The sequence below is a fragment of the Streptomyces sp. WZ-12 genome, assembly GCF_028898845.1.
GTDB lineage: Bacteria > Actinomycetota > Actinomycetes > Streptomycetales > Streptomycetaceae > Streptomyces.
The window spans coordinates 7,418,237-7,441,550 of record NZ_CP118574.1; the positions used below are offsets into that span (position 1 = coordinate 7,418,237).

Sequence of the window (23,314 nt, forward strand, 5' to 3'; positions counted from 1 at the left end):
ACTCCGTGTGCGCCCGTGGTGGCATGCGTCAACGCACCGGCCAACGCGGGTCGTTGGCCGGGCTGATGCGCAACGCGCCGCGGGCGCAGCGCAGTCAGGGATGGGGAAGGGGGATCAGGCGCTCGCGTAGACGCGGTTGGCGAACTCGGCGACCTGGGCGTCGGTGAGGCTCTTGGCCAGATTGGCCTCGGTGATCATGCCGACCAGTTGGTGACCGCCCTTGACGTCGATCACCGGGAGGCGCTTGATCCGGTGCTGCTCCATGGTGCGCAGGACGTCGCCGGCGTCCGCGTCGGCGTCGATCCAGTGGATCTTGCTCTGCAGCGAACCGGCCTGCACCGTAGACGGGTCGATGCCCTCGGCGCAGCACTTGATCACGATGTCACGATCGGTGATCATGCCCGTCAGCTTGTTGTTGTCGCCGCAGATGGGCAGCGCACCGACCTTCAGGTCGCGCATCATCTGTGCCGCGTCCTTCAACGACTGGTGCGCGCCGACGCATTGCACGCCACCGGTCATGATGTCCCGGGCTCGCAGGTTGCCGGCCATGATTCCTCCCGCTGTCGCAGGGCTGGGTGTTCTGGGTTCTGGGGGTGCTACGGAGCGTCCTCGGGAGCGGGTTTTGGGTGTGCTCTTCGCTCTGGGGAGGGCTCCTGGGGATGTTCGTCGCATGGCGTCCCCGCGATGCGCGGGGCGTCTTTTCTTCGATGACACCACGGATGGTGCAAGGTCGCTTCCGGGGCCGGGACGCCGTCGCGTGGGCCGCAATCCCGCGGCCACAGGGGCGCGATGCGGCGGTCCGCGCACCTGCTGCCCGACCGGGGAATCGGGCATATCGTTCGTAGTACCGCGGTTCCGCCGCCCCCCTTGCGGTTCCGCTTCCGCTTCGTGAATCCCCGCACCGAAAGAAGGGTTCCGATGCATGCTGCGCTCAGCTCCGCTGACCTCGCCGAACTCCGCCGGCAGCGGCCCTATCCGGCCGTGTCGGTCCTGCTGCCCACGCACCGCCGTGAGCCGGACAACGCACAGGACCCGGTCCTGCTGCGGAACATGCTGGCGGAGGCCAAGGAGCGGCTCCAGGACGATCCGGACGTCTCCAGGGAGCGACGGATCGATGTCATCGAGCAGTTGGACCGGGCGGTGTCGGAGATCGACCTGACGCACGCCGAGGAGGGCATGGCCGTCTTCGCGGCACCGGGGGAGCACCAGGTGTGGTCGCTGGGGCGCACGGTCCCGGCCCGGGTGGTGCTCTCGGACACCTTCCTCACCCGCAACCTCGTCGCCGCGCAGGCCGCCGAGCACCCGTTCTGGGTGCTGGCGCTCTCCGCCGACCGCGTCAGCCTGTGGAGCGGTGCGTTGGACCGCGTCACCGAGGTGCACCGCGGCGGATTCCCGCTGACCCGCAGCCTGGTGGACCCCGATCCCGAGGACCAGTTGCAGGTGGGCGACGTGCCCAGCACCTTCCGTGACGAGCACACCCGCAGGTTCCTGCGGGACGCGGACACCGCGCTCGCGGCCATCGTCAGGACTGACCCCCGGCCGCTCTACGTCGTCGGCGAGGCGGCGGCGCTCTCGCTGTTCGACGATGCCGGGACGGTCGTGCGGGGCGGCACCGGCACCAAGATCACGGTGACGCAGGTGCCGCACACGGGGCTGGCGGGTGGCCCGCCGGACGCCCTCTGGCAGGCGATCCGCCCGTACGCCGAGAAGCGCGCGGAGGCCGAAGTCGCCGATGTGCTGGCCGAACTGGACCGGGCGCGCGGTCGCCGCACCTTCGCGGCCGGCGTGGACGAGATCCGGCAGAACGCCGAGGTGGGCCGGGTCGCGCTGCTGGCGGTGGAGGAGAACTACCGGGAGACCGTGCGGGACGCCGGCGATCACCTCATGCCGGCCGAGCCCGGCGACCCGGACTCCGTCGACGACATCGTGGACGCGATCGTGGAGCGGTCGTTGGACACCGGTGCCGAGGTACGGTTCGTCCCCGACGGCGTGCTCGCCGAGGTGGGCGGGATCGCGGGGACCTTGCGGTACTGAGGCCGCGAGCGCGCGGCGGTCGGCGCCCCAACGAGGCGGGCGCCGGCCGCCGTTGCGGTCCGCGTGAGGTGCGTGTTACGCCGGCAGCAGGTGGAAGTGGCGGGTGAACCAGTCGCGGGCGAGCGCGGAGACCTGGTCCAGGGCGCCCCGTTCCTCGAAGAGATGGGTGGCGCCGGGGACGATTTCGAGCTTGTTCTCGCAGGTCAACGCCGACTGGGCCTGACGGTTGAGCTCCATGACCAGGGTGTCGGCGCCGCCGACGATCAGCAGCGTCGGGGCCCGGACGGAGGCGAGCAGCGAGCGGCCGGCGAGGTCGGGGCGGCCGCCGCGGGAGACCACGGCGCCGATGTCCGCATCGGGGTAGGCGGCGGCCCGTAGCGCGGCCGCGGCGCCGGTGCTGGCGCCGAAGTAGCCGATCGGCACGGACTCGCGGTCCCGCAGCCAGCGGGTGGCGTCGGCCAACCGCCGGGCCAGGGCGTCGATGTCGAAGACCTTGGCCCGGTCGAACTCCTCGGCCGGGGTGAGCAGATCGAAGAGCAGGGTGCCCAGGCCGGCGCGGTTCAGGGCCACGGCCACCGCGTGGTTGCGGGGGCTGTGCCGGCTGCTGCCGGAGCCGTGTGCGAACATCACCACCGGCCCGCCCGGCGCGGGCAGCGTCAGGTCCCCGGTCAGCCGGATCGGACCGGCCTCGATCCGCACCTCCTCCGGCTCGCCCGCGCCGCGCACCGCCCGGGCGCGGGCGCCGGCCCGGGGAGCGGTGCCGGCCGCGGCGTGGGCGAGCAGGGCGACCACCTCGTCGTCCGAGGTCTGGGAGAAGTCCTCGTACCACTCGCCCACCGCGGAGAACGCGTACGGGGTGGAGAGGCAGACGAACTCGTCGGCCAGGGTGCGCAGTCGCTCGGCGGCGTCCGGCGGCGCCACCGGGACGGCCAGCACGACCCGGGCCGCGCCCTGGGCGCGGACGACCTGGCAGGCGGCCGCCGCGGTCGATCCGGTCGCGATGCCGTCGTCGATGACGATCGCGGTCCGGCCGTGCAGCGGCAGACGTGCTCGGCCGGCCCGGAAGCGCCCGGCCTGGCGGGCGAGTTCGGCCTCCTCGGTGCGCTGCACCGCGTCGACGTCCTCGGGCCCGACCCGGCCGCGGCGGATGATGTCGTCGCTGAGCACCCGCACCCCGCCCTCGCCGATCGCGCCGAAGCCCAGCTCCCGTTGGTACGGGACGCCCAGCTTGCGGACCACGATCACATCGAGGGGGGCGTGCAGGGCCAGGGCCACCTGGTACGCCACCGGGACCCCGCCACGGGGCAGGCCCAGGACGACCGGCTCTTCCTCTTCCAGATGACGCAACGCCTCGGCCAGTCGCCGTCCGGCGTCCGCACGGTCAGTGAACAGCACAGTGTGCACCCCCTACTCAGGGGAGACGGAAGCCACGTCCACACCTAAGTCCGGCATAACGCCGCTCGGGGGCCCGCGCAAGTCGGTCACCCGGTGGGGGCGGGGCCCGGGCGGTCCGGGGCGAGCAGGGCCGCGATGTCCGGCGCCGACCACCGTGGGTGCACCCCCGGGCACGCGGCGAGATAGGCCGCGGTGCGGTGCGGGGGCCAGCCGTGGGCGGCGCCGATGCCGGCCGCGATGTGGCGGAGGTAGGCGGCGGACGGCGGGTTCGGGGGGACGTCCGTGCTGCGCCAGGGGGCGGTGAAGGTCAGCACCGGGTGGCCGTCGAGCCGGCCGGGGCAGACCAGCGTCTCGTAGCGGCCGGGGCCCAGTCGGTCCCGGCCGTGGGTGAGGACCGGCGTCAGGTCGAGGTCCGTGGTCGGGTCCCGGTACATCTCCTGGGCGGCCACGTCGGAGAATTGGGGGAGCGTCAGGAGGTAGGCGTGGCAGGGGAGTTCGCCGTCGGCGTCGGGGTCGTAGAAGGCGCGGCCGCCGGTCCAGACCGCCGACTCGGTGGCGAAGTACAGGCGGCCGCGCAGGAGGAGGGGCGTGCTGCGCCGCGGCGGGCGGGGGTCGCGGCACCCGGGGAAGTCGCGCAGTCCGCCCGGTGGGCGGCCGCCGGTGAGGTAGTAGCCGAGCCGTTCCGGGTGGGCGTTGGAGCCGTACGCGGCGTACCAGACGTGCCGGACGGCGGCGGCGCCGTCGGAGGGGACGTCGAGGGGGGCCGGGACGCGGGGCGCGGTCACCTCTTCACGGTAGCGCCCGGGTGGGGCCGGTGCCGGGCCGCCTGCGGAAGCGGTCGGGGTGCCGCGGGGGCAGGATGACCGTATGTTGCTCGCGGCGCTCGCACAGGTGTCGGCGGAGGTCGCCGCCACCTCGGCCCGGTCGCGGAAGGCCGCGCTGCTGGCCGGGCTGTTCCGGGCCGCCGGCCCACAGGACGCCCCGCTGGTCATCCCCTATCTGGCCGGGCGGCTGCCCCAGGGGCGGATCGGCGTCGGCTGGAGCGTGCTGCGCGACCCGCCGCCGCCCGCGGACGCGGCCACCCTCACCGTCCGCGCGGTGGACGCCGCGCTGACCACCCTGGCCCGGGTCGCCGGCCCCGGCGCGCAGGCCGAACGGCGGCGCCTGGTCCGGGAGCTGTTCGCCGCGGCCACCGCCCAGGAGCAGCGGTTCCTGTACGGGCTGCTGACCGGTGAGGTGCGGCAGGGCGCCCTGGACGCGCTGGCCGTCGAGGGGTTGGCCGCGGCCACCGGCGCGCCCGCGGACGCGGTGCGGCGGGCCGTGATGCTCGCCGGTTCGCTCCCGGACGTCGCCGCGGCGCTGCTCGCCCAGGGCCCGCCCGCGCTGGCCGGCTTCCGGCTCACCGTCGGCCGACCCGTCGGGCCGATGCTCGCGGCGAGTGCCGGCTCCGTGGACGAGGCGATCGACCGGCTCGGCCGCTGCGCGGTGGAGGAGAAGTTGGACGGCATCCGGGTCCAGGTGCACCGGGACGGCCCGGACGTGCGGATCCACACCCGCACCCTGGACGAGGTCACCGACCGGCTGCCCGAAGTCGTCGCGCTGGTACGGGGGTTGACCGTCGCGCGGTGCATCCTCGACGGGGAGGTGATCGCCCTGGGGGCGGACGGGCGGCCGGTGCCGTTCCAGCGGGTCGCCGGCCGGTTCGGCTCCCGCGCGGACGTCGCCGCGGCCCGTGCGGCCCTCCCGCTGACTCCGGTCTTCTTCGACCTCCTCGCGCTCGGCGACCGCGAGCTGCTGGACCTCCCGGGGGTGGAGCGGGCCACCGAACTCGCCTCGCTCGTCCCGGAGTCGGCGCGGGTGCGGCGGCTCGTCGTCGAGGACCCGGACGACGCCGGGGCGCGGGCCGCCGCCGCGGAGTTCTTCGCCGACACCCTGCGCCGCGGCCACGAGGGCGTCGTGGTCAAGGCGCTCGACGCGCCCTACAACGCCGGCCGCCGGGGCGCCGGTTGGCTCAAGGTGAAGCCGGTGCACACCCTGGACCTGGTGGTCCTGGCGGCCGAGTGGGGGCACGGTCGGCGCACCGGCCGGCTCTCCAACCTGCACCTCGGGGCGCGGGCCGCGGACGGCGGCTTCGTCATGCTGGGCAAGACCTTCAAGGGCCTGACCGACGCCACCCTCGACTGGCAGACCGACCAACTGCGGGAGCGGGCGGTGGCGGACGACGGCCATGTGGTCACGGTCCGCCCGGAACTCGTCGTGGAGATCGCCTACGACGGGCTCCAGACCTCGCCCCGCTATCCGGCCGGGGTCACCCTGCGGTTCGCCCGCGTGCTGCGCTACCGGGAGGACAAGACGGCGGCGGAGGCCGACACGATCGAGACGGTGCTGGCGGAGCGGCCGTGACGGGACGCACGGCCGGGAGGCGGAGCGCCGGGCTGCTGCTGCACCGCAGGGGTGCGGACGGCGGGGTCGAGGTGCTGTTGGCGCATATGGGCGGGCCGCTGTGGGCCCGTCGGGACGCGGGTGCGTGGACGGTGCCGAAGGGGGAGTACCTGCCGCCGGAGGAGCCGTTGGCCGCGGCCCGGCGGGAGTTCGCCGAGGAGTTGGGGACGGCGCCGCCGGACGGCCGGTACCTGCCGCTGGGGGAGGTCCGGCAGTCCGGCGGCAAGGTGGTGACGGTCTGGGCCGTCGCGGGCGCCCTCGACCCGGACCGGATCGTGCCCGGCACCTTCGAGATGGAGTGGCCGCGCGGCTCCGGGGCGGTCCGCAGCTTCCCGGAGATCGACCGGGTGGCCTGGTGCACCCCGGAGGAGGCGCGCGGGCGGCTGGTCACGGCCCAACGGGCTTTCGTCGACCGGCTGTTGGCGACCCTCGACGACGAGCCCGACGAGCCCGCCGGCTGACCGCCGGTCCTGTCACTCCCGCCGCCCCGGTAGCTTCCACCGCTGCGCCCTCACTTCACCGCGCCCAACGACAGCCCCTGTACCAGCTTGTCCTGGGCGGCGAAGCCGGCGACCAGCACCGGCAGCGAGACCACGGTGGCCGCCGCGCACACCTTCGCCAGGAACAGGCCCTGGCTGGTGACCAGGCCGGTCAGGAACACCGGGGAGGTGCCGGCCACGATTCCCGTCAACACCCGGGCGAACAGCAGCTCGTTCCAGCTGAAGATGAAGGAGATCAGGGCGGTCGCGGCCAGGCCCGGCAGGGCGACCGGCGCCACGATCCGCAGCAGCGTGGTGGGCAGCCCGGCCCCGTCGAGCGAGGCGGCCTCCAGGATCTCCACCGGCACCTCGGCCAGGAAGGACCGCATCATCCACACCGCGATCGGCAGGTTCATCGAGGTGTAGAGGATGACCAGCAGCCAAATGCTGTCCAGCATCCGGGTGTTCTGGGCGACCAGATAGATCGGCAGCAGCCCGGCCACCAGCGGCAGCATCTTGGTCGACAGGAAGAAGAACAGCACATCGCGCCATTTGCGCACCGGCCTGATGGACAGCGCGTACGCCGCCGGGACCGCCAGCACCAGCACCAGCAGCGTCGAAGCCACCGATGCGGTCAGCGAGTTGATCAGCGGCGGCCAGGGGCTCACCCCCGCGCCGCCCGCGCCGAAGAACTCCCGGTAGCCGTGGAGGGTGAGCGGCGCGGTCAGGCTCGGCGGGTTGGTCGCGGCGTCCGTCTCGCGGTGGAAGGAGGTCAGCACCATCCAGGCCACCGGCAGGAAGAAGGCCAGCCCGCACAGCCAGGCCACCAGCCCCAGCACGCCCCGGGTCCGCCGGTCGACCCGGTTCTCTCCTCGCGTCATCGGGTGATCTCCTCGCGCAGCAGGGACGACACGGTGCGCAGGGCGAAGTTCGCCACCAGCAGTGAGCACAGCACCACCACGACGCCCTGCGCGGACGCCCGGCCGTAGTCATGGGCCTGGTAGAAGGTCTGGTAGATGGTGTACGGCAGGTTGGCGGTGCCCAGTCCGCCGGAGGTGATGGTGAACACCGCGTCGAAGTTCTGCACGATGTAGACCGTGCCGAGCAGCGCCGCGAGTTCGAGGTAACGCCGCAGGTGCGGCAGGGTGAGGTGGCGGAAGATGCCGAAGGCGGACGCCCCGTCCATCCGGGCCGCCTCCACCGCGTCCGCCGGCCGGCTCTGCAGGCCGGCCAGCAGGATCAGCATCATGAACGGCGTCCACTGCCAGACCAGCGACAACGCGACGGCCGCCAGCGGGGAGTTGGTCATCCAGTCCGGCTGCGGCGGGTCGCCGGCGCCGAACAGCCGCCACACCCACGTCAGCACGCCGTTGAGCAGCCCGTACGAGGCGTTGTAGAGCGCGTGCTTCCACAGCAGCGCGGCGGCCACCGGCACCACCAGGAACGGGGTGATCAGCAGGGTGCGGACGACGCCCCGGCCGATGAACCTGCGGTCCAGCAGCAGCGCCAGGCCGAGCCCCAGCAGCAGGCTGGTCAGCACCACCGACACCGTCAGCAGCACCGTTGTGGCGATCGACGAGCGCAGGGCGGGGTCGGTGACCACCGCCCGGTAGTTGTCCAGGGCGGCGAATCCGCGGTGGTCGGGCGCGAGCGCGTTCCAGCGCAGGAAGGAGATCACCACCGTTGCCACGAACGGGAGTTGAGTGACCGCGATCAGGAAGACCAGGGCGGGCAGCAGCGGGGCCCGCCGGGCCCAGTTCGCGGCCCGCTCAGTGCGCGGTGTACGCATCGGACACCTCCCGCGCCAGCCGCTGGCCGGTCCGCAGCGCGTCGGCGACGCTCTGCTTGCCGGCGATCGCCGAGCTGATCTCCTGCGACACCGTGGTCCCCAGGTCCGAGAACTCCGGTATGCCCACGAACTGGATGCCGGGCGCCGGCCGCGGCTGCACCCCCGGGTCATCCGGCCGCGCCGAGGTGATCGCCCGCTCGGTCGCCGCCGCGAACGCCCCGGCCGCCGTGCGGTACGCCGGGTCGCGGTAGGTCGAGGCGCGCTTGCCGCCCGGCACCCGCGACCAGCCCAACTCCCGGCCCACCAACCGTTCGTAGCCCTTGCCGGACGCCCAGCGGACGAACTGCCAGGCCGCGCCCTGGTGCGTGCTGGCCTTCTGGATGCCCCAGGCCCAGGTGTAGAGCCAGCCCGCGCTGCGGGTCCGCTCGACCGGCGCCGGGGCGTAGCCGATCGTGCCGGCGACGGGGGAGTCCGCGCTCTCCAGCGACCCGGCGCCGGCGGTGGCGTCGTACCACATGGCGACCTTGCCCTGCTGCATCGCGTTGAGGCACTCGGTGTAGCCGGCCTGGGGCGCGCCGGGTTCGCCGTGCGCGCGGACCAGATCGACGTAGAAGCGGACCGCCCGGGCGAACTCCGGGCTGTCCACCCCGGCCTTCCAGTCCTTGTCGAACCAGGTGCCGCCGAAGGTGTTGACCACCGTCGTCAGCGGCGCGGCCAACTGCCCCCAACCGGGCTGTCCGCGCAGGCAGATGCCCTTCAGGCCCTTGCGGATGCCGTCCAACTTGGCGGCGAGCGCGGCAACTTGGGTCCAGGTCGGCCGGGCGGGCATGGTCAGCCCGGCCGCCTTCAGCAGGTCCTTGCGGTACATCAGGAACGACGACTCGCCGTAGAACGGCTCCGCGTAGACCTCGCCGTCGGCGGCGGTGAGCGAGGAGCGCACCGGCGCGAGGATGTCCTTCTGGTCGAACGTCCGGTCCCTGGCGGCCAGTTGGCCCAGTGGAGCGAGCCAGCCGTTGCGGGCGTAGATGGGCGTCTCGTAGTTGCTGAGGCTGGCCACGTCGTACTGTCCGGCCTGGCTGGAGAAGTCCTGGCTCATCTTGTCGCGGAGGTCGTCCTCCGGCAGCACGGTGAAGTGGACGCGGATGCCGGTCTCCTTGGTGAAGTGCTCGGCGGTGAGCCGCTGGAGGTCCACCATCTGCGGGTTGTTCACCATCAGCACGTTGAGGGTGTGCGGACCGCCGTCGCCGCTGCCGCCGGCGCCGCGGTAGCAGCCGGTGGCGGTCAGCGACAGGGCGGCCGCGAGGGCGGCCAGCCGCCTCAGGCGGCGGCCCGCGCCGCCGACGGCTCCGGGGGATCGTGCGCGCACGGCTCCTGCCTTTCCGGGTGGTTCGGCCCGAGGGGACGGGCATGGGCATGCCAGGGGTGTTGCCGGCCGGGCCGGCGGCGGTGAGGGGGGACGTCGGACGTCAGACCCGGAGCACCTGCGGCCCCAGGAGGGAGTAGCGGTGGGCCTCCGGCGCGGAGAGCCCGGTGTCGGTGACGATCGCGTCGACGTCGCCGATCGCGGCGAACCGGCAGAAGCTGCTGGCCCCGAACTTGCTGTGCACCCCGACCAGCACCCGCCGCCGCGACGAGCGCACCGCCTGCGCCTTCACGTCGGCGACCGCCGGATCGGGCGTGGTCAGGCCGTGTTCGCGGGAGATCCCGTTGGCACCGAGGAACGCCAGGTCGACCACGAAGCCGGCGAGCATGTCCCGGCACCACGGCCCGACCGTCGCCTGGGTCCCGGCCCGCACCCGCCCGCCGGCCAGCAGCACGGTCGTGGTGTCGGACGCCGCCACCAGCGAGGCGGTGCGCAGCGACGCGGTCAGCACGGTCAGCGGCCGGTCCGTCGGCAGCAGCATCGCGACCAGCTCGGGGGTGTACCCCTCGTCGACGAAGACCGTCTCCGCCTCGCCGACGAGCTGGGCCGCGGCCGCCGCGATCCGCCGCTTCTCCGGCACCTGCTGGGTCTCCCGCCGCGCCAACGTGGTCTCGTAGCCCGCGCTCTCGACCGGGTAGGCCGCCCCGTGCGTGCGTCGGACCAGCCCGCGCCGCTCCAGCTCCCGCAGGTCGCGCCGGACGGTCTCGCGGGCCACCCCGAACTCGTCGGCCGCCTCGGCCACCTCCACCCGCCCGGACTGCCGGGCGAGCACCAGCAGACGGCTCTGGCGTTCCTCTGCCCTCATCGCTCACTCCTGCCCCTGGCGGGATCGCCCGCCGCGCTCCGTCCGCCCGCTTCCGAACGGTCGCGTCCTTGGTGGATCGCTTTCCGTTCGGTCACGGCGGCGCCCGTTTCTGCCCGCAGCCAGGTTTATAGCAACAGATCACCTGCCCGCCGCCGCCCGTTACGGAACCAAAGCCGCCCGGTTTTGCCCGCTTCCGAAGGCCGTCTTCCGGGCCCCGGCGCGCGTGCCGGGCCCGTTCCCGCCTCTGCACACGTCCGTCACCGCGCCCCGAGCCGGCCCGCGCACGCCGGTGCCACACCGGTGGTGCGGGGTTCGACGGCGCTTAGGCTGGACGCCATGAGCTCGGAGATGCGGTCGTTGGCGGTCACCGCACTCGTCCAGGAGGACGAGTGCGCGGTGCTGCGGGTCAGCGGGGAGTTGGACCTCCGCACCGAGCAGGCGTTCCTCGCCGAGGCCCGGTCCGTCGTCTCGGCCGGGCACCGCTTCCTCGTGCTGGACCTGACCGCGCTGCGGTTCTGCGACTCCCGCGGCCTGAGCTGCCTGCTCGCCCTGGAGTGGCTCTGCCGGCGACTGGAGGGCCGGCTGCTGCTGGCGTCGCTGGGCGTACGGATGCTGAAGCTGCTGGTCGGCACGCAGTCCCTGGGGGTCTTCTCCTGCTACCCGACGGTCGGCCACGCGTTGGCCGCGGTCCCCGCCGCCAGTCGCCCCGCGTGGCCACCGGCCGGTGACGCCGACGGCGCGGACTGACTCGGCCACGGCGCCGTGGACTCACGCCTGCGAGCGAAGCGCCGCCGACCGGGCGGTCTGACTCCTGAGTGTGACGTTCCCCGCACCCGGCTCCGCCTCCGCCCGCAGCGCCGCGATCAGCGCCGTCACCGACGGCCGGCCCCGGGCGGCGGCGCCGACCGCGACCACGATGTGCCGCTCGACGGTCTCCCGCAGCGGCACCGCCACGATCCCCTCCGACCGCAGCCGCAGCATCAGCGCGGTCAGCGGCGCCACCCCCAGCCCGGCCCCCACCATCGCCAGCGACGTCGCGGTGTCCGTCATCTCGTGCACCACCCGCGGCTCACCGCCCGCCCGCCGGCAGGCCGTCCGGATCGCCCGCCCGTAATACGAGTCGGCCGGCGGCAGGATCCAGTCGTGCCGCGCGGCCCCGGCCAGCGACAGCGGGACCCGCTCCCTCTCCCGGGGCGCCCGCCCGGCCGGCATCGCCAGCGAGAACCGCTCCGACCGCAGCCGCACCAACTCCACCGCGCCGTCCCGGTCCAGCGGCGCGTCCGGATAGTCCAGCCCGAGCGCCACGTCCACCCGCCCCGCCCGCACCTCCGCGTACGCCTGGTCCACGTCCACCTCGTGCCCCACCACCCGCACCGCGGGGTGCTGCGCGGCCAACCGGCGCAGGGCCGGCGGCAGCAGCATCGCCGCCGCCGTCCCGAAGACCCCCAGCCGCAGCCGCCCGCCCACCATCCCGCGGGACCGCTCCAGGGCCGCCACCGCCTCGGCCTGCGCCCCCAGGATCCGCTCGGCGTGCTCCGCCAGCGTCTGCCCGGCGTCCGTCAGCTCCATCCGGCGCCCGGCCCGACGGACCAACTCGGTGCCGGTGGCCCGCTCCAGCGCGGCGACGTGCTGGGAGACCGCGCCCGGCGTGTAGCCCAGCGCCACCGCGGCGGCCGTCATCGTGCGGCTGCGGGTCAGCTCCAACAGCGTCCGTAGCTGCACCCCCGGCAATTCCACGGCGGGACCCTACCCACCCCTCACCGAAGCCATCCGCACCGCCGCAAACCCCCGCGGCCGCACACCTCCTGATAGATCACCTCCAACGACGCTGCATGGACGGGCGACCCCCCGACGGTCACCATCGAAGGGCACCGGCCCGGTGGTCCCGCCGAGGCCGGACGTCCCCCGTGACGACGCGACAGGGAAGGCGGCCCGGATGGTCCACCCCACGACTTCGGCTCCCCCCGTCACCGATCCGCCGCCCGCCCCGCTCCCGGCGTCCGTCGACGTCGTGGTCATCGGCGGCGGGGTGATCGGCGCGAGCATCGCCTTCCACCTGGCCGAGGCGGACGCCGGCCGGGTGCTGCTGCTGGAGCGCGACCTGCCGGCCTCCGGATCCTCCGGCAAGCCCCTCGGCGGAGTCCGCGCGCAGTTCTCCGACCCGCTCAACATCCGCCTAGGGCAACGCAGTCTGGACGCCTGGCGGGACTTCGCCCGCCGCCCCGGCGCAGATGTCGGACTGGACCCCGTGGGCTACCTCTTCCTCCTGGGCAGCGAGGCCGAACGCGACACCTTCACCCGCGGCATGGAGATCCAGCACGCCCACGGCGTGCCCAGCCGCATGATCACCCCGCGGGCCGCCCAGGACCTCTGCCCCTACCTCGACCCCACCACCCTCGTCGCCGCCGCCTTCTCGCCCACCGACGGCTACGCCACGCCGAAGGCCGCGGTCGCCGGCTACCTCCGCGCGGCCCGCCGGCTCGGCGCAACCGTCCGCACCCGCTGCCCGGTCACCGCCATCGACGTCACCGACGGCCACCTCCAGGCCGTCCGCACCCCGCACGGCACCGTCCGCGCCCGCACCGTGATCTGCTGCGCCGGCGCCTGGTCCGGGCAGGTCGCCGCGTTGGCCGGGGTCGCCCTCCCGGTCACCCCGCTGCGCCGGCAGATCGCCTTCACCGGACCGCTGCGCCCCCGCCCGCCCCGCATCCCCTTCACCCTCGACTACGCCTCCGCCCTCTACTTCCACAACGACGGCGCCGACGGCCTGCTCCTCGGCCTCTCCGACCCCGCCCAACCACCCGGCTTCGACCGGGAGTTCAGCCGCGAATGGCTCGCCCCCTTCCGCACCGCCGCGGCCCGCCGGGCCCCGGAGCTCGCCGAGGTACCGATCACCGGCGGCTGGGCCGGCCTCTACGAGATGACCCCCGACCGCAACGCCCTCATCGGCGAGGCCCCGCACCCCGGCCGCTTCCTCTACGCCACCGGCTTCTCCGGCCACGGCTTCCTCCAGGCCCCCGCCGTCGGCGAGCTCGTCCGCGACCTCTACCTGCACCGCGAACCGTTCCTCGACATCGGCCCGCTCGCCGCCAGCCGCTTCGAGGGCCGCCCGGCCGCCCGCCCCGAGGCCCACATCATCTGACCCGTCCGAAGGAAGCGACCCCATGCCCCACCTCCCCACCTGGCGACTGCGCGCCGCCTTCGCCCGCCGGCTCTCCGACATGTACGGCACCGAAGTCCCCGCCTACACCACGCTCCTGGAGGTCGCCGGGCGGATCAACGACGAGGTCGCCCGCCGCGATCCGGACGCCGGCCGGCTCGGCAGCATCGACCGGGTCACCGCCGAACGCCACGGCGCCATCCGCGTCGGCACCCCCGCCGAACTCCGCCAGGCCGCCCAGGTCTTCGCCGCCCTCGGCATGCACCCGGTCGGCTTCTACGACCTGCGGGACGGCGACATCGGCGCGGTCCCCGTCGTCTCCACCGCCTTCCGCCCCACCGACCCCGTCGAACTCGACCGCAACCCCTTCCGGGTCTTCACCTCCCTCCTCACCACCGGCGACCGCCGCTTCTTCGACCCGGAGCTGGAAGCCCGGCTGACGACCTTCCTCGCCCGCCGGCAACTCTTCCCGCCCGAACTCCTCCTGCTCGCCGAACGGGCCGAACGCGACGCCGGCCTCGACGAGTCGGACGCCGAACGGCTCCTCACCCTCGCCGTCGGCGCGTTCACCCTCGCCGCCGAGCCCGTCGACCGCGCCTGGTACGCCGAGTTGGAGCGGATCTCCGCGGTCGCCGCCGACATCGGCGGCGTCACCAGCACCCACATCAACCACCTCACGCCCCGCGTCCTGGACATCGACGCCCTCTACCGGCGGATGGGGGAGCGCGGCATCACCATGATCGACCGCATCCAGGGCCCACCGCGCTGGGCCGGCCCCGACGTGCTGCTGCGCCAGACCTCCTTCCGCGCGCTGGACGAGGCCCGCACCTTCCGCGAGCCCGACGGCCGGCTCACCCGCGGCGCCCTGCGGGTCCGCTTCGGCGAGGTCGAGGCCCGCGGCATCGCCCTGACCCGCGCCGGCCGGGCCCGCTACGACGCCCTCACCGCGGAGACCGACCGCCGCGCCGCCGGCCGCCCCGCCGCCGACCGGGAGCGCACCGCCCGCGCCCTGTGGGAACGGGACTTCCCCCGCACCGAGCACCAACTCGCCGTCGAGGGGCTGGCGTTCTTCGCCCACCGGCCGGTGACCGACCGCCCCCGCGACGGCCGCCGCCCGCCCGCCGACCTCGCCGGCCTGCTCACCGACGGCTGGCTGACCGCCGAACCCCTCGTCTACGAGGACTTCCTGCCCCGCTCCGCCGCCGGCATCTTCCACTCCAACCTCACCGGCGACGGCACCCGCGACCCGCTCCGCGACGGCACCCCGTTCGACGCCCACCGCCTCGCCGAGGCCCTCGACCGCCCGGTGCTCGACCCCTTCACCCTCTACGCCGAGCAGCAAGACCGCGCCCTGCGCGGGGCCCTGACCACCCTGGGCGCCGACGCCGCCCTCCGGGTCCTCGACGCCCCGGCCGTCAACTAGCCGCCCCCACCGCCCTCGTAGGAGATCCCATGACCGCCACCAGCGCGCACCCCGGCACCCTCGGCCTCCCCGGTACCGACGCCCTGCGGGCCCGCGCCAGCGCCGCGCTGCGCCGCTGCGGCGCCGCCGGTCTCGACGCGTACGCCGCGCAGGCCCCCGGCGCGCCCGGCGCCACCGTCACCGCCCGCACCCCGCTCACCGGCGCCGTCCTCGCCCACCTGCCCGCCACCACGCCCGAGCAGGCCGAGGCCGCCCTCGCCGACGCCCAACACACCTTCCACACCTGGCGCACCGTCCCCGCCCCGGTCCGCGGCGCGCTGGTCAAGCGGCTCGGCGAACTGCTCACCGCCCACCAGGACGACCTCGCCGACCTGGTCACCCTCGAAGCCGGCAAGATCCGCTCCGAGGCGCTCGGCGAGGTCCGGGAGATGATCGACATCTGCGACTTCGCGGTCGGGCTCTCCCGCCAGCTCTACGGCCGCACCATCGCCGGCGAACGCCCCGGCCACCGGCTCTCCGAGAGCTGGCACCCGCTCGGCGTCGTCGGGGTGATCTCCGCCTTCAACTTCCCCGTGGCCGTGTGGTCCTGGAACACCGCCCTCGCCCTGGTCTGCGGCGACCCGGTGGTCTGGAAGCCGTCCGAACTCACCCCGCTCACCGCGCTCGCCTGCGCCGCGCTGCTGGCCCGGGCCGCCGCCGACGCCGGCGCCCCGCCCGGCGTCCACCACCTGCTGCTCGGCGGCGCGGAGCTCGGCGAACTGCTCGCCGACGACCCTCGGGTGGCCCTGGTCAGCGCCACCGGCTCGGTACGGATGGGGCGCCAGGTCGCGCCCCGGGTCGCCGCCCGCTTCGGCCGCTGCCTGCTGGAACTCGGCGGCAACAACGCCGCGGTGGTCACCCCCTCCGCCGACCTCGACCTCACCGTCCGCGGCGTGGTCTTCGCCGCCGCCGGCACCGCCGGCCAGCGCTGCACCACCCTGCGCCGCCTGATCGTCCACGAGGACGTCGCGGACACCCTCACCGCCCGCCTGGTGCACGCCTACGAACAGCTCCCGGTCGGCAACCCCGACGATCCGGCCACCCTCGTCGGCCCGTTGATCAACCCCGCCGCGCACACCGCGATGGCCCGGGCGCTGGACGCCGCCCGGCGCGCCGGCGGCACCGTGCTCACCGGCGGCGACCGCCGCTTCGAGGCCGAGGCCCCGGACGCCGCCTACGTCCGCCCCGCCCTCGTCCGGATGCCCGAACAGGCCGAGATCGTCCGCGCCGAGACCTTCGCCCCGATCCTCTACGTCCTGACCTACCGCACCCTGGACGAGGCCCTCGCCCTGCACAACGGCGTGCCGCAGGGCCTGTCGTCCAGCATCTTCACCCGCGACCAGCGGGAGGCCGAACGGTTCCTGGCCGCCGACGGCTCCGACTGCGGCATCGCCAACGTGAACATCGGCACCTCGGGGGCGGAGATCGGCGGCGCGTTCGGCGGCGAGAAGGAGACCGGCGGCGGCCGGGAGTCCGGCTCGGACGCCTGGCGCGCGTACATGCGCCGGGCCACCAACACCGTCAACTACTCGGCCGACCTGCCGCTCGCCCAGGGCGTCAACTTCCTCTGAAACCCCGGCGAGTGGCGGCCGGCCTCAGCGGAGGACGGCGCGCCCCAGGTCCTGCACCAGGGTCGGCGAGGGCCGGGGGATGGCCCCGAAGTCCTCGTCGTCGCCCTCCACCACCAGCCGGTTGATCACCTGCTCCAACGCCGCCGGCAGCGTCGGCGCCAGCCCGCTGTGCCACTGGACGAGGAGGTTGTGCCGGGCCTCGTCGGGCAGCAACTGCTGCTCGTCGAGGGCCGCCGGCGCCCGGGGCTCCTCGTCGGACGGGTGCGCCGCCTGCTCGCGCCAGTAGGCGGCGTCGCGGAACTCGCCGTCCCGGCGGTGCGCGAGGTACAGGCAGTACGCGGCGGTCCGGCTGCCGGCCCCCGCGCCGAAGCGCCACCAGAAGTGCGCCGCCTGGGTCCGGCCCGTGATGTGCAGCAGGCACCCGAAGACCAGCGCGCCCTCCGGGTCGATGTGGTGGTCGTCCACCAACCGCTCCAGGCTCGCCGCGGCCGCCGCGGCGTTGATGACCAGCGCGCAGGCCAGTTGGAGCTCGCCGGTGGCCTCGTCCCGCGCGGTGGGATACCCGCTGGGCGCGGCCCGCCCCGGCGGCACCACCGCCGGCCGGTCACCCACGGCCGCGGCGGGCGCCAGGCAGCCCAGCCCGTCGAGCGCCCCGGCGTCGTCCAGCGCGCCGAAGTCCGCCAGCCCGTCGATCCCGGCCACCGCCGCGGCGGCGCTCAGCAGCGACTCGACGGTTTCCCGGCGCTCGCCCCGGTCCCGGTACGCCCTCGTCATCTCATGTTCCCCCATGTCCGACTCCCGCTGAACTCCCGGCCGTTGCCCGGTCGGCTAACCCTGATCGATGCCGAGCGCGGCGGCCAGCTTCCGCCTGCCCCGGCTCGCGTACGAACGCACGGTGACCTCGTCCACCCCGAGCAGCGCGGCGATCTGCGCGTCGCCGTACCCGATGACGTGCCGCAGCACGATCACGTCGCACTGCCGCTCGGGCAGCCGCGCGATCGCCGCATAGAGCCCCAACTGGCTCTCCAACATGGCGAACTGCTGTTGGCACTCGCGCAGCAGTGCCTGGGTGACGACGGCGAAGGCGGCGGTCTCGGTGAGCGCGGTCGGCTGCCGCCGGTCGTAGAGCCACTCGGTGACCCGCTCCTTGAGCACCGACCATGCGTACGCCTCCACCGACGCCTGCCGTAACGCGTGCGGCCACACCCGGCCCAACTGCTCGTACGCCGCCAGGGTCACCTCGCGGGCGGCGGTCCGGCTGCCGGTGTGCAGATAGGCGTAGGCCAGCCACTTGCGGGCGTGGGTCGCCAAGAACGCCTCGAAGGTGAGCGCCAACTCCGGCCCCGATTCCTGGGGAACGGCTATCTCCGCCATGACAGCAGGGGCCGGCCTTCTGGCCGGCAGAAGTCGGTCCCGGTCTGTGCTCACGCGCCGTCCTCGTTCCCGTCGCCGTGCACCGCCGCAGCTTCACCGAGGACGGTGGCCGCGCCGGGAGGACGGTCTGTCCTCACCTTCCAATCAACAGGAAACCCCGCTGATTTGTGGCACCGGGCGACAGATATTCCTGCGCTCCGTACGCAGATGACTACTCCTGACCGGGAACGATCAAAACCCGCGCCCCGGTGTGCGCCATGCGACCACCGTCCGCCCGGCGCACACCGGTGACGACCCCGCGCGCACAGCGTTTCCGGCGCATGAACACGGGCGCGCAGGGCAGGGTGCTGCTACGACAGCGCTCCCGGCGGCGGAGCGGGGCAGCGGCGGGGGCCGGCGGCCGATCGGCGCCCCGTCCGGCGGCGGGAGGCAGTGCGCCATGACCGAGCACGAGCCCGTGGTGGACCTGAAGTTGGACCGGGCGCACTCGGCCCGGATCTACGACTACATGCTGGGCGGCAAGACCAACTTCCTGGCCGATCGGATGGCCGCCGGCCGGGTCCTGGGCGTCTTCCCCGCCGCCCTGGTGGCCGCCCGGATCAACCGCGAGTTCATGCACCGGGCGACCCGGCACCTCGCCGCCGCCGGCCTGCGCCAGTTCCTGGACATCGGCACCGGCATCCCCACCCCGCCCAACCTCCACGAGATCGCCCAGGGCGTCGCCCCCGCCGCCCGCGTCGTCTACACCGACAACGACCCCATCGTGCTCGCCCATGCCGCGGCCCTGCTGCACGGCACCCCCGAGGGCCGCACCGCCTACGTCCCGGCCGACGTCACCGACCCCCGCAGCATCCTGTCCGCCCCGCACCTCCGCGCCACCCTCGACCTGACCCGCCCGGTCGCGCTCAGCCTCAACGCCCTGATGCACTTCGTCACCGACGACGGCCAGGACCGCGCGCACACCGTCGTCGAGACCCTCAAGTCGGCCCTGACTAGCGGCAGTACGCTGGCGATGACGCACGCCACCCAGGACTTCAGCCCCGGCACCATGCAGCGGCTCATCGACATCTACCGCGACGCGGGCACCGAGTTGCAGCTCCGCACCCGCGCCGAGTTCCTCCGCTTCTTCGACGGCTGGGAACTGCTCGACCCGGGCATCGCGCTCTCCCACCAGTGGCGCCCCGAGCGCCCCGAGGACGCCACCCACGTCACCGACGCCGAGGCCGCCTGCTACGCCGCCGTCGCCCGCAAGCCCTGAGACCGCCCCGCCGAGCTCACTGCTTCCGGTAGCCGTACGCCTCCTCGGCCGACGCCACCACGGCCGCCAGGTCCGCCCCAGCCGACGCGCTGACCACGGCGGCCACCGCCCCCTCGACGAACGGGGCGTCCACCAGCCGCGCGCCGTCCGGGAGTTCATCGCCCTCGGCGAGCAGCGCCTTCACCGTCAGCACCGCGCTCCCGAGGTCGACCAGCAGCGCCACCCCCGCGCCCCGGTCCACCTCCCGCGCCGCCGCCGCGATCAGCTCGGAGCTCGTGCCCAGCCCGCCGCCCGGGGTGCCGCCGGCCGCGGCCAACGGCACCCGTCCGCCGTCCCCGGCCAGTCCCGCCGCGAGCGCGGCGACCGACTCCGCGACCGCCTTGCTGTGCGACACCAGCACCACGCCCACCAGCGGCCCCTCGCCGCTCATCGCGCCACCTCCGCCAGCGCCGCGAACAACAGCGCCGAGGACGTCGCCCCCGGGTCCTGATGCCCGATGCTCCGCTCCCCGAGATAGCTGGCCCGGCCCTTCTTCGCCAGCATCGGCACGGTGGCCCGCGCCCCCTCCTCGGCCGCCGCGGCCGCCGCGTCGAGGGAGTCGCCCAGCGCCTCCACGGCCGGCACCAACGCGTCCACCATGGTCTTGTCCCCGGGCGCGGCTCCCCCGAGCTCCCGCACCGAGTCCACACCGGCCCGCAGCCCCGCCTGCAACTGGGCAACCGACACCTGGGGCGCCTCGCCCAGGCTCTTCCCGGCCCGCCGCAACAACGTGCCGTACAGCGGCCCCGACGCACCCCCCACCGTCGAGATCAACTGCCGCCCGGCGGCGACCAGTACGGCCCCCGGCGCCCCGGGCGGCTCGCTGTCCACCGCCTTCACCACGGCGGCGAACCCCCGCTGCATGTTGGCCCCGTGATCGGCATCGCCGATGGCCGAGTCCAGCTCCGTGAGCCGGTCCGCCTCCCGCTCGACCAGCCCGGCCGCCGCGGTCAGCCACCGCACGAAGAACCCACCGTCAAGCGCCGCGTCCACCACGCCCATCACCCCTCTCCTCGAACGACAACCAGCCGACGACACCCCATCAGTGACCCCCGGTCACCGTCCAGCACCACCGTCTACCGCCCCCACCGCAGCCCGACCGTCTCCACCGGCGCGTCCCACAACCGCAGCAACTCGCCGTCCACTTGACACAACGTCACCGAACACCCGGCCATGTCCAGCGAGGTCACATAGTTCCCCACCAACGTACGGGCCACCGACACCCCGTGCTCGTCGAGCACCCGCCGCACCTCCGCGCCGAAGCCGTACAGCTCCAGCAGCGGCGTCGCCCCCATCCCGTTCACCAGCACCAGCACCGGCAACTGCGGCTTGAGGTCCTCCAGTACGGCCTCCATCGCCACGTCCGCGATCTCCCGCGAGGTCATCATCCCGCGCCGCTCCCGCCCCGGCTCGCCGTGGATGCCCACGCCCAACTCAAGCTCGCCTTCGGGCAGTTCGAACGTCGGGCCGCCCTTCGCCGGCGTCGAGCAGGCACTCAGCGCCACCCCGAAGCTGCGCGACGAGGCCACGACCTGCCGGGCCACCGCCGCCACCCGCTCCAGCGGCATCCCCTCCTCGGCCGCCGCCCCCGCGATCTTCTCCACGAACAGCGTCGCCCCGGTGCCGCGCCGCCCGGCCGTGAAGGTCGAGTCGCGCACCGCGACATCGTCGTCCACCAGCACGCTGGCGACCTGCACCCCCTCGTCCTCCGCCAGCTCCGCCGCCATCCGGAAGTTCAGCACGTCGCCGGTGTAGTTCTTCACCACGAACAGCACCCCGCGCCCGCTGTCCACCGCCGCCGCGGCCCGCACCATCTGATCGGGCACCGGCGAGGTGAACACCTCGCCCGGACACGCCGCATCCAGCATCCCCGGCCCCACGAACCCCCCGTGCAACGGCTCGTGCCCACTCCCGCCGCCGGAGATCAGCGCCACCTTCCCGGCCACCGGCGCGTCCCGCCGCACGATCACCCGGTTCGCCACGTCCACCACCAGCTCCGGATGCGCCGCGGCCATGCCGCGCAGGGCGTCCGACACCACCGTCTCGGGGACGTTGATCAGCATCCTCACGGGTACCTCCTGGAGACTCGACAGCCGGTGCTCCGACCAGCGTTCGCGCTGCTGACTTCCCTGAACGACCATCGGCCAATCGGGTGACGCCCTTCCTACGCGACTGCCTCGGGGGGATCAAGTATCGGGCCGGCAGGGGGCGACCGCAGCGTCACGCGGGGCCCGTTGGGCCGCAGAACTGGCGCCTCCCTGGGCGCTGTGCGCTCCGTCCTCACCTGAACGGCGGCGCCCGCGCCCCGCCCGACGCCGGACGGCACGGCGTGGCGCCGACCGGTGTCGCCTGGTGCCACGTGGCGCCGTCCGGTGTCGGGCGGTGCCGTCCGGTGTCACGTGGCGCCATTCCGTGCCATCGGAGAGCGAGGGGGAGGCGTGGCGCCATCGCTGCTCGGCCCGGCCCCTCGACGTTTTCCCAGGTCAGGGGGGTGAATTTGGGCTGGCCCCGCGTCCGGTGCCATGCGCGCTTGCGCATGGCGCCATCATGGTGCCATGATGACGTCATGGACCTCACTCCGTATGTCGAGACCCTCCGCCGTGAACTCGCGGTGGCCGCCGAAGCCGGCGGGGAAGACGCCCGCGAGCTGGCCGAGCGGCTCACCGCCCCGCTGGAGTCGGCGACCCGGCTGACCATGCTCAACGTGCTCTCCGCCGCGATGGACGAGATCACCCGCGAGCTCGCCCCCGGCTCGGTCGACGTACGGCTGCGCGGGTTGGACCCCGACTTCGTGGTGACGCCGCCGCCCACCGGCGGCGGCCCCGCGGAGGCGGCCGCCCCGCCCGTCGAACCGCTCGCCGCGCCGACGCCCGCCGACGGCGACGAGGGCGGCACCGCCCGCGTCAACCTGCGGCTGCCGGCGCACCTCAAGGCGCGCGCCGAGGAGGCCGCCGGCCGCGAGGGCCTGTCGGTCAACGCCTGGCTGGTGCGCGCGGTTTCGGCCGCGGTCGGCGGCGGCGCGCAGCCGCGGGCGACGGAGCGGACCCGCAGCATGGGGCAGAGCTTCACGGGCTGGGTGCGCTAGCCGCGCCCCGCTCCGCACCACTTCACTTCTCTCACGTCCCCCACTGGCGGGGACGGCCCAAGGACTCATGAGGACGGTACGGCCATGCCTTCTTTCGACACTCCCGAACCGATTTCGACCACCGCCCACCTGACCGCCGGCTCCCTGCGGTTCTCCGCCGGCGACCGCGCCGACACCGTCGTCGAGGTGCGCCCCCGCGATCCGAAGAAGGACGTGGACGTGCGGGCCGCCGAGGGGACCGAGGTCACCTACGCCGGCGGCGTGTTGACCGTCCGGACGCCCAAGCAGCGCTACCTCCTCGGGCGCACCGGCACCGTCGACGTGACCGTCGAGCTGCCCACCGGCTCGCACGTCGAGATGACCGGCGACTGGGCCCAACTGCTCGGCGAGGGGCGGCTCGGCGAGGTCCGCGTGAAGAAGCTCGCCTCGGGCGACGTGCGGCTCGACGCCACCGGACCGCTCCAACTGAACGTGGCGCACGGCTCGATCACCGTGGACCGGGTCGAGGGCCTGGCCGAGATCGCCACCAGCTCCGGCAGCCTGCGCGTCGGCACCGTCAACGGCCCCGCCGTCCTGAAGAACTCGCACGGCTCCACGGTCGTCGGCGCCGCCATCGGCGAGCTGCGGGTGAGCGGTGCCCACGGCGACATCGACATCCAGCGCGCCGAGGACTCGGTCGCCGTCACCGCCGCCCACGGCACCCTGCGGGTCGGCGAAGTGGCCCGCGGCACCGTCCAGTTGGAGAACTCCTACGGCGCCATCGAGGTCGGCATCCGCGAGGGCACCGCCGCCTGGCTCGACGTGAGCTCCGAGCGGGGCCAGGTGCGCAACACGCTCGACGCCTCCGAGAGCCCGGCGGAGGCCGAGGACACCGTCGAGGTCCGCGCCCGCAGCCGCTACGGCAACATCGACGTGCGCCGCGCCCGCGTCTGACCGCCGGGACGTTCAACCCGCCCGCTCCTAGGGCGACTTCACCCCCTCCCTCTTCGAGCTCCGCG

At 74.2% G+C, this 23,314-nt stretch carries 23 protein-coding genes; 10 read left to right on the forward strand and 13 right to left on the reverse strand.

Going from position 1 to position 23,314, the window contains the following annotated elements; translation table 11 throughout:
• Positions 1 to 114: 114 nt before the first annotated feature.
• Entirely contained in the window at positions 115 to 549 is a 435-nt protein-coding gene (locus tag PV796_RS32420) for a CBS domain-containing protein (RefSeq protein WP_274917223.1), read from the reverse strand.
• A gap of 369 nt (positions 550 to 918) precedes the next feature.
• Here PV796_RS32420 and PV796_RS32425 point away from each other — a divergent pair, with 369 nt between their 5' ends.
• The gene (locus PV796_RS32425) at positions 919 to 2,034 is read left to right on the forward strand and encodes a baeRF3 domain-containing protein (RefSeq protein WP_274917225.1); all 1,116 of its coding nucleotides are present in this window, start codon (positions 919 to 921) and stop codon (positions 2,032 to 2,034) included.
• Positions 2,035 to 2,109: 75 nt separating this feature from the next.
• On the opposite strand, the gene PV796_RS32430 is transcribed toward PV796_RS32425, so the two are convergent.
• The gene (locus PV796_RS32430) at positions 2,110 to 3,429 is read right to left on the reverse strand and encodes a phosphoribosyltransferase family protein (RefSeq protein WP_274917227.1); all 1,320 of its coding nucleotides are present in this window, start codon (positions 3,427 to 3,429) and stop codon (positions 2,110 to 2,112) included.
• A gap of 86 nt (positions 3,430 to 3,515) precedes the next feature.
• The gene (locus PV796_RS32435) at positions 3,516 to 4,214 is read right to left on the reverse strand and encodes a histone deacetylase (protein ID WP_274917229.1); all 699 of its coding nucleotides are present in this window, start codon (positions 4,212 to 4,214) and stop codon (positions 3,516 to 3,518) included.
• Positions 4,215 to 4,296: 82 nt separating this feature from the next.
• Here PV796_RS32435 and PV796_RS32440 point away from each other — a divergent pair, with 82 nt between their 5' ends.
• Both PV796_RS32440 and PV796_RS32445 read left to right on the forward strand, forming a co-directional pair.
• On the forward strand, positions 4,297 to 5,832 hold the full coding sequence (locus PV796_RS32440; protein ID WP_274917230.1) for an ATP-dependent DNA ligase: 1,536 nt from the start codon (positions 4,297 to 4,299) through the stop codon (positions 5,830 to 5,832).
• Positions 5,829 to 6,332, forward strand: a complete 504-nt coding sequence (locus PV796_RS32445; protein ID WP_274917231.1) for an NUDIX domain-containing protein — start codon at positions 5,829 to 5,831, stop codon at positions 6,330 to 6,332. Before PV796_RS32440 ends, PV796_RS32445 begins: the two co-directional genes overlap by 4 nt.
• A 50-nt stretch (positions 6,333 to 6,382) precedes the next feature.
• Here PV796_RS32445 and PV796_RS32450 read toward each other — a convergent pair whose 3' ends face one another.
• The 4 genes from PV796_RS32450 to PV796_RS32465 all read right to left on the reverse strand — a co-directional run bounded on the left by PV796_RS32450 (position 6,383) and on the right by PV796_RS32465 (position 10,367).
• The gene (locus PV796_RS32450) at positions 6,383 to 7,231 is read right to left on the reverse strand and encodes a carbohydrate ABC transporter permease (RefSeq protein WP_274917233.1); all 849 of its coding nucleotides are present in this window, start codon (positions 7,229 to 7,231) and stop codon (positions 6,383 to 6,385) included.
• The gene (locus PV796_RS32455; RefSeq protein WP_274917237.1) at positions 7,228 to 8,139 is read right to left on the reverse strand and encodes a carbohydrate ABC transporter permease; all 912 of its coding nucleotides are present in this window, start codon (positions 8,137 to 8,139) and stop codon (positions 7,228 to 7,230) included. The genes PV796_RS32450 and PV796_RS32455 overlap by 4 nt, the downstream gene beginning before the upstream one ends.
• Positions 8,120 to 9,505: an ABC transporter substrate-binding protein gene (locus PV796_RS32460; protein WP_446750644.1), complete on the reverse strand. Its 1,386-nt coding sequence runs from the start codon at positions 9,503 to 9,505 to the stop codon at positions 8,120 to 8,122. Before PV796_RS32460 ends, PV796_RS32455 begins: the two co-directional genes overlap by 20 nt.
• 100 nt (positions 9,506 to 9,605) lie before the next feature.
• Positions 9,606 to 10,367 (reverse strand): DeoR/GlpR family DNA-binding transcription regulator, encoded by a 762-nt coding sequence (locus tag PV796_RS32465; RefSeq protein ID WP_274917238.1) that lies wholly within the window; start codon positions 10,365 to 10,367, stop codon positions 9,606 to 9,608.
• A 336-nt stretch (positions 10,368 to 10,703) separates the two neighbouring features.
• Here PV796_RS32465 and PV796_RS32470 point away from each other — a divergent pair, with 336 nt between their 5' ends.
• Positions 10,704 to 11,114: an STAS domain-containing protein gene (locus tag PV796_RS32470; protein WP_274917240.1), complete on the forward strand. Its 411-nt coding sequence runs from the start codon at positions 10,704 to 10,706 to the stop codon at positions 11,112 to 11,114.
• Positions 11,115 to 11,135: 21 nt separating this feature from the next.
• Here the strand turns inward: PV796_RS32470 and PV796_RS32475 are convergent, their stop codons facing one another.
• Positions 11,136 to 12,104, reverse strand: coding sequence for a LysR family transcriptional regulator (locus PV796_RS32475; protein WP_274917242.1), 969 nt, complete (start codon positions 12,102 to 12,104; stop codon positions 11,136 to 11,138).
• A gap of 199 nt (positions 12,105 to 12,303) precedes the next feature.
• Between PV796_RS32475 and PV796_RS32480 the strand changes: the two genes are divergently transcribed.
• Genes PV796_RS32480 through amaB form a run of 3 tightly spaced genes read left to right on the forward strand, consistent with a single transcriptional unit; the run spans position 12,304 to position 16,560 of the window.
• Entirely contained in the window at positions 12,304 to 13,509 is a 1,206-nt protein-coding gene (locus PV796_RS32480) for an NAD(P)/FAD-dependent oxidoreductase (protein WP_274917243.1), read from the forward strand.
• A 22-nt stretch (positions 13,510 to 13,531) separates the two neighbouring features.
• On the forward strand, positions 13,532 to 14,950 hold the full coding sequence (hglS, locus tag PV796_RS32485; RefSeq protein WP_274917244.1) for a 2-oxoadipate dioxygenase/decarboxylase: 1,419 nt from the start codon (positions 13,532 to 13,534) through the stop codon (positions 14,948 to 14,950).
• 29 nt (positions 14,951 to 14,979) lie between these two features.
• Positions 14,980 to 16,560, forward strand: a complete 1,581-nt coding sequence (gene amaB / locus PV796_RS32490) for an L-piperidine-6-carboxylate dehydrogenase (RefSeq protein ID WP_274917245.1) — start codon at positions 14,980 to 14,982, stop codon at positions 16,558 to 16,560.
• Positions 16,561 to 16,584: 24 nt separating this feature from the next.
• Here the strand turns inward: amaB and PV796_RS32495 are convergent, their stop codons facing one another.
• Positions 16,585 to 17,349 (reverse strand): hypothetical protein, encoded by a 765-nt coding sequence (locus PV796_RS32495; RefSeq protein WP_274917246.1) that lies wholly within the window; start codon positions 17,347 to 17,349, stop codon positions 16,585 to 16,587.
• Between the two features lie 39 nt (positions 17,350 to 17,388).
• Positions 17,389 to 17,934: an RNA polymerase sigma factor gene (locus PV796_RS32500; protein ID WP_274917247.1), complete on the reverse strand. Its 546-nt coding sequence runs from the start codon at positions 17,932 to 17,934 to the stop codon at positions 17,389 to 17,391.
• Between the two features lie 439 nt (positions 17,935 to 18,373).
• On the opposite strand from PV796_RS32500, the gene PV796_RS32505 reads away from it, so the two are divergent.
• Positions 18,374 to 19,192: an SAM-dependent methyltransferase gene (locus tag PV796_RS32505; protein WP_274917248.1), complete on the forward strand. Its 819-nt coding sequence runs from the start codon at positions 18,374 to 18,376 to the stop codon at positions 19,190 to 19,192.
• A 16-nt stretch (positions 19,193 to 19,208) separates the two neighbouring features.
• Here PV796_RS32505 and PV796_RS32510 read toward each other — a convergent pair whose 3' ends face one another.
• The 3 genes from PV796_RS32510 to dhaK form a co-directional block, all read right to left on the reverse strand.
• Positions 19,209 to 19,622: a PTS sugar transporter subunit IIA domain-containing protein gene (locus tag PV796_RS32510; RefSeq protein ID WP_274917249.1), complete on the reverse strand. Its 414-nt coding sequence runs from the start codon at positions 19,620 to 19,622 to the stop codon at positions 19,209 to 19,211.
• On the reverse strand, positions 19,619 to 20,233 hold the full coding sequence (gene dhaL, locus PV796_RS32515) for a dihydroxyacetone kinase subunit DhaL (RefSeq protein WP_274917250.1): 615 nt from the start codon (positions 20,231 to 20,233) through the stop codon (positions 19,619 to 19,621). Before dhaL ends, PV796_RS32510 begins: the two co-directional genes overlap by 4 nt.
• Positions 20,234 to 20,307: 74 nt before the next feature.
• A complete protein-coding gene (gene dhaK, locus PV796_RS32520; RefSeq protein ID WP_274917251.1) occupies positions 20,308 to 21,300 on the reverse strand; it encodes a dihydroxyacetone kinase subunit DhaK in 993 nt (330 codons plus the stop codon).
• A gap of 497 nt (positions 21,301 to 21,797) precedes the next feature.
• Between dhaK and PV796_RS32525 the strand changes: the two genes are divergently transcribed.
• Both PV796_RS32525 and PV796_RS32530 read left to right on the forward strand, forming a co-directional pair.
• A complete protein-coding gene (locus PV796_RS32525) occupies positions 21,798 to 22,316 on the forward strand; it encodes a hypothetical protein (protein ID WP_274917252.1) in 519 nt (172 codons plus the stop codon).
• A gap of 84 nt (positions 22,317 to 22,400) precedes the next feature.
• The gene (locus tag PV796_RS32530; protein WP_274917253.1) at positions 22,401 to 23,249 is read left to right on the forward strand and encodes a DUF4097 family beta strand repeat-containing protein; all 849 of its coding nucleotides are present in this window, start codon (positions 22,401 to 22,403) and stop codon (positions 23,247 to 23,249) included.
• The last annotated feature ends 65 nt before the right edge of the window (positions 23,250 to 23,314 follow it).